At 61.9% G+C, this 5,468-nt stretch carries 6 protein-coding genes; 4 read left to right on the top strand and 2 right to left on the bottom strand.

The window, feature by feature from the left end:
• The 3 genes from ACQY7U_RS00430 to ACQY7U_RS00420 all read left to right on the top strand — a co-directional run.
• Positions 1-354: HAD family hydrolase (locus ACQY7U_RS00430; RefSeq protein WP_428640887.1), on the top strand; the 354-nt coding region annotated here is incomplete at its 5' end.
• A gap of 111 nt (positions 355-465) precedes the next feature.
• Complete coding sequence (locus ACQY7U_RS00425; protein WP_428640885.1) at positions 466-1,368, top strand: DUF817 domain-containing protein; 903 nt, start codon at positions 466-468, stop codon at positions 1,366-1,368.
• A 77-nt stretch (positions 1,369-1,445) separates the two neighbouring features.
• The gene (locus ACQY7U_RS00420; RefSeq protein ID WP_428640883.1) at positions 1,446-2,309 is read left to right on the top strand and encodes a LysR substrate-binding domain-containing protein; all 864 of its coding nucleotides are present in this window, start codon (positions 1,446-1,448) and stop codon (positions 2,307-2,309) included.
• On the opposite strand, the gene ACQY7U_RS00415 is transcribed toward ACQY7U_RS00420, so the two are convergent.
• The gene (locus ACQY7U_RS00415; protein ID WP_428640889.1) at positions 2,228-3,685 is read right to left on the bottom strand and encodes a PLP-dependent aminotransferase family protein; all 1,458 of its coding nucleotides are present in this window, start codon (positions 3,683-3,685) and stop codon (positions 2,228-2,230) included. The two genes, ACQY7U_RS00420 and ACQY7U_RS00415, sit on opposite strands and share 82 nt — an antisense overlap.
• Before the next feature lie 170 nt (positions 3,686-3,855).
• Here ACQY7U_RS00415 and ACQY7U_RS00410 point away from each other — a divergent pair, with 170 nt between their 5' ends.
• Positions 3,856-4,716: a DMT family transporter gene (locus tag ACQY7U_RS00410; RefSeq protein WP_428640882.1), complete on the top strand. Its 861-nt coding sequence runs from the start codon at positions 3,856-3,858 to the stop codon at positions 4,714-4,716.
• Between the two features lie 171 nt (positions 4,717-4,887).
• Here the strand turns inward: ACQY7U_RS00410 and ACQY7U_RS00405 are convergent, their stop codons facing one another.
• Positions 4,888-5,310, bottom strand: a complete 423-nt coding sequence (locus ACQY7U_RS00405; protein WP_428640880.1) for a DUF7684 family protein — start codon at positions 5,308-5,310, stop codon at positions 4,888-4,890.
• Between the last annotated feature and the right edge of the window lie 158 nt (positions 5,311-5,468).

The raw sequence follows: 5,468 nt of genomic DNA, 5'->3' as shown, positions 1-5,468 counted from the left end.
GACCGTCCCCATGCCGAGCGCACGGCGGCAGCCCTCGGCATTTCCGAGCATTTCGAGGACATTTTCGACATCGTCTCCGCGGATCTGGTACCGAAGCCCGACCGGGCAACTTACGACAAGTTCCTCGGGCACACCGGCATCTCGCCGGCCCGCGCCGCCATGTTCGAGGATCTGCCGAAGAACCTGTCGGTTCCTCACCACCTGGGCATGTGCACGACGCTGATCATTCCGTCCGGCTCACGCGAGGTTTTTGAGGAAACCTGGGACATGGAAGGCGAACCCTATCCGCATGTGGACTTCGTGACCGAGGATCTGACCGGGTTCCTCAAGGCGGTTCTGGGTGCGGTGAGCTGACGCTTGCCACACTCAACGGTGAAATCCTGATTTGCTGCACGAAAACTGCACGGAAGAAGGCAAATCTGCCACCTGACCCGCATTCCGCCCGGTTTTCGTTCAGGTGCCTTCATGTTTTCATCAGATCTCGTCCGGCCGCTCGCCGATTGTCCCCGATCCGGGTCCGGCACAGAGCGCCTCATTCACGATTGGCTTGTCCGGTTTGAACGTCAGGCTGGTGGTAGCCTGCTTGCGCGGGCCGCGACCGAGTTTCTCGCTTTCGGTTTGAAACAGGCCTATGCCTGCCTCTTCGGCGGCCTGTTGCTCGGCCTCATTCTCCTGACCCGTTTTTTCTACCCCGAAAGCGCGGCCTTCGCCCGCTACGACTTTCTGTTTGTGTGTGCGCTCGCGCTGCAGGCCGGCATGCTGATTTCGCGTCTGGAGACACTGGACGAGGCAAAAATCATTCTGGTTTTCCATATCGTCGGTACGGTGATGGAAGTCTTCAAGACGGCCGCCGGATCCTGGGTCTATCCGGAGGAAAGCCTGTTCAGGATCGGCGGCGTCCCGCTGTTCACCGGTTTCATGTATGCGTCCGTCGGCAGCTACCTTGCACGGGTCTCGCGGATATTCGACTTTGCCTACACTGCCTATCCGCCGTTCTGGGCCACCTGCCTCTTCGCGCTCGCCATTTACGTGAATTTCTTCTCGCACCATTTCATCATGGATTTTCGGCTTGCGCTGTTCGCCTGCCTGCTTCTGCTTTATGGCCGCACTTGGATCCATTTTTCGGTGTTCCGGTACCGCCACAAAATGCCACTGGTCCTCGGCTTCTTCCTGGTCGCCCTGTTCATTTGGATCGCCGAGAACATCGGAACGTTCGCCCGCGTCTGGCAATATCCGAGCCAGCAAGCGGAGTGGTCGCTGGTCTCGCTTTCGAAGCTGAATGCCTGGGTCCTGCTTATGATCATCTCCTTCGTTCTGGTGACAATCGTGAACAGACCTCAAAGAGAACATCCGCGCCCCGGCGCATGAACCGCCACACGCCGAGCTCTCGACTTGTTCTGCACAGTTGATTATTGAAGTATATTCAACTGTCCGGAGACCTTTCCATGGCGTCCCTGCGCGCGCTTCATGCCTTTTCCCTTCTTGCCCGTCTTGGCCGCGCCTCGCTGGCCGCCGAAAAGCTCGGCGTGTCGCCTTCAGCGCTGTCCCACCTGATGCGCAAGCTGGAAAGCGAACTCGGCGCAACCCTGGTCAACCGGGACGGCCGGGGCCTGACCCTGACGGAGGAAGGCCAGCGGCTGGCGCTCAGCCTCGGCGATGCCTTCGACCGGATCGAAGAAGCCGTCGACAGCTTCAAGCGGCGCGGGCGCACGGAACTCAGGATCAGCACGGTGTCCACCTTTGCCACCCGCTGGCTGATCCCGCGCCTGCCGTCTTTCCAGGCTGCTCAACCGGACGTCGAGCTGCTGTTGTCGGCCTCCACCCGCATGGTTGATCTCGACCGCGAGAACTACGACTGCGCCATTCGCCTCGGCACCGGCAACTGGCCGAGCGTGGAAAGCCACCTGTTGTGGAAGGAACATCTTGCGGTGGCGATGGCGCCAAGCCTTCTGGAGGGAAAGGACGGCACGGATCCCGACACGCTGGCGAACTTGCGCCTTCTGCACAGCGCATCCCGCCGAAACGACTGGATCGACTGGCTGGAGGCGGCCGGCCTCAGCCATGGCGACACCAGATCCGGCATGGTGCTGCAGAGCCGTGACCTTGCCATCCAGGCGGCGATCGCCGGCATGGGGGCCATCGTCATCGACCGGCGGTTCGTTTCCCAGGAACTCGACGCCGGACACCTCGTCATGCCGGACTGGAAGGTTCTGGAGCTGGAGACCGGTTACTGGTTCGTCCGCTCCCCTGCCCGCACGCTCACCCGCCCCGTCGCCACCTTCCGCGACTGGCTGCAGGAAACCGCCTGAGCCGCATCTGACGGCCTTTTCGTTTGATTCAACGCTCTTTTGAGGGCGGCATACACCTTCGGATCGCTCATCTGGGCAACATTGAACCGCATGAAGGCGCGTGCCGACTGCGACGGGCTGAAGACATTGCCCGGGGCCAGGATGATATTGTCGCCAATGCAGCGCTGCGCGATGTCACCCGTGTCGACGCCCTCCGGAAACCGGCACCAGAGATAAAAGCCTCCGCGCGGCGCGACCCACGGAACGATACCGAGGGGGGCGAGCTTGTCCGCAACTCTCTTGCGGGCGGCGGCAAGTCGCTGGTGGATGTCCGTGAGATGCTTCCGGTAACCGCCGCCGGCAAGCACCCCCGCCAGCAGTTCGGTGGCAACGGGGCTTGCCCCGCCGAAACATGTGGCAACCTGAAGATCGACCAGCCCCTCGATCCAGTCGGCCCGTCCCGCAATATATCCGCAGCGGACCGAGGCGGAGAGCGTCTTGGAAAAGCCGCCGATCCTAAGGACATGGTGCAGCCCGTCGAGAACAGCCAGACGCGGCGAGGGCTCCGGCTCCAGATCGGCAAAGGTATCGTCCTCGACGATGGTCAGGTCCCGGGCGGCGGCGAGAAACAGCAGCCGATGGGCTTTTTGCGGCGAGATCGTCGCGCCTGTCGGATTGTGCAGGGCCGAGATGGTCACATAGAAACGCGGCGTTTCGGTTGCCAATGCCGCTTCGAAAGCCTCCAGGTCGGGGCCGTCTGCCATATAGGGAATGCCGACGACCCTGACCTGATGCGCCCGGAACAAGGCGTGGTAGTTGAAGTAGCCCGGATCGTCGACCAGGACCGTATCGCCCGGACGCAGGAACAGGCGGCAGATCAGGTCCATGGCTTGCGAGGTCGATCCGGTGAGCATGATCTGGTCCGGATCGATCGGCAGATCTTCCTGTGCGAACTGTCGCTGAAGATAGCGGCGAAGGCTCATCGAGCCACGCGTACCGCCATAATTGGTCAAAACCGCGTTGTCGGCCTTCGACAGGGACCTCAGCCCACGGCGCAGGGCCTCATGCGGCATCCAGTCTTCCGGCAGCCAGCCGCATCCGGGCTTGAGCGCCTCCGGGCTGGCGTCCAGCGACTGGCGCGATACCCAGAAGGGATCGATGGAACGCGGCCGAGGCGGCCCCATTTCCGCGACCTTCAGCGGCGGCAGTTTTGTTCCCGTGACATAGAAACCGGCTCCCCGCCGCGCGCGCAGCACCCCTTCCGCGACCAGCCGGTCATAGGCTTCCACGACAGTGGACGGCGACACCGCCATCGTTTCCGCGAAACGGCGGATCGAGGGCATGCGGTCACCGGGGCCGAAGGCGCGGCTTGCGATCCTGTCGCGCAGCACCTGCATCAGCATTTCCGTCTTGGTGCGGGTGTCGGCAGTCACGCTTCCCTCCAAAGGTTCGCATTCGAGGTCCGTATGGCAATCACCATCAATACAGTTTGGCAAAATTGTATTGAACTGTCCCTGTCTAAACCATGAAAGCCCGCTTACCCAGAGAAAAACGGAAGCGGTGAAACATGGATAGCAAACTCGCAGGCTGGGGCAGCGGTTTCCTCGGCATTCTGATCTTCAGCGGATCGCTTCCGGCGACCCGCGTCGCGGTGGCGGATTTCCCGCCCCTGTTCCTGACGTCCATGCGGGCGGTTATCGCGGCGATGCTCGGCGCCTTGTTCCTTGCCGTTCTGCGCCAGAGGCGCCCGGAAGGCGGGCAGGCCCTGTCGCTTGTGATTGTCGCCGGAGGTGTGGTGATCGGTTTTCCGCTCCTGACAGCGCTGGCGCTGAAACATGTGACGTCAGCCCATGCCACCGTCTTCATCGGCCTCCTGCCGCTTGCAACGGCGCTCTTCGGCGTCCTCAGGGGCGGTGAGCGGCCGAAGCCCGCCTTCTGGCTGTTTTCGGTTCTGGGCGCTGCTACCGTCGCGGGCTTTGCCCTGACAAACAGCGACGGCGGCCTGGCCGGGGGCGATCTCCTTATGCTGGCCGCGATCACTGTCTGCGGCCTGGGCTATGCCGAAGGGGCGGTCCTGTCGCGCAGCCTGGGCGGCTGGCAGGTCATTTCCTGGGCGCTGGTCCTGGCCCTTCCGGTCATGGCAGCCCTGGCGGCCTTCACATGGCCGGAAGGTTTCGCCGAGATTTCTCCCTCCGGCTGGGCCGGTCTGGGCTATGTCTCGGTTTTCAGCATGCTGGTCGGCTTCATCTTCTGGTATCGCGGCCTCGCGCTCGGCGGCATCGCCGGGGTTGGTCAGTTGCAACTCCTGCAGCCCTTCCTCAGCCTCTTGCTGGCCGCATTCCTTCTGAAGGAACCGGTTGCCTGGACGATGATCGCCTGCACGGTGTTCGTCGTGCTCTCCGTGGCAGGCGCAAAACGCTTTGCCTGAGGCGATGGATGATTTCCATCAACGCCTTCCCGGACGCAGCGCAGCGAAGATCCGGGATCTTTGACCCGGCGCTGAAGTCACGAGGGATTGCTCCCCGCGGTTCCCGGGCCCGCACTTCGCCTGGCCGGGACAACTTTCGCGGTACTGTTTGCCAAGCTGCGTTCACAGACCTCATTGCGTACACGAGCTAAAAACGTTCGTGAATTCATCGCTCCGGTCGATTGATCCGATATGCAGCACCAGCAAGTTCTCAAGATTCGTGATCGGATGAAAAGCGGCGAATCTAGCGAACCACATGACCTCCGCCAAGGTTTCGTCTTCGTGCCATGTGGTCATGATCGAGGACGCATCCGGTATCTCGCGATAGTCGTGCCGCTGCAGGTTGGCAAGGTCGACACTGTCATCCCATGAACAGCAGTCCCGGCCCCATGCTGTCATGACAAGGCAACCTGTATCGATGAGCCACTCGCTGACCCTGCCCTGCCATTTGTCCTCCACATCACAGTCGACAACGACAAGTGCCTTGCAAGGCGCGAACGGAATTTGGCCGGGCAGGTTCGCATGGTTTTCCAGGCGCAGATAGTGAAAGGCCATGTGTCGTTGCCCGCATTTGCCCAAGCTTCGGGTCCCGGTGTCAACACACCACCTCCCACGCCCCCTTGAAGGCCGGACAGCAAATCACCGGTTCGCGACCTGTCTTCGCAGGTTCAAAGCAGGATCTCAAATAAAACCTGCCTGACGGCAGGAGGCGC

Source organism: Roseibium sp. (assembly GCF_050301095.1).
In the GTDB taxonomy this organism is placed as follows: Bacteria; Pseudomonadota; Alphaproteobacteria; order Rhizobiales; family Stappiaceae; genus Roseibium.
The sequence above is the reverse complement of the archived record's forward strand: the minus strand, read 5'-3'. Positions and strand labels throughout refer to the sequence as shown.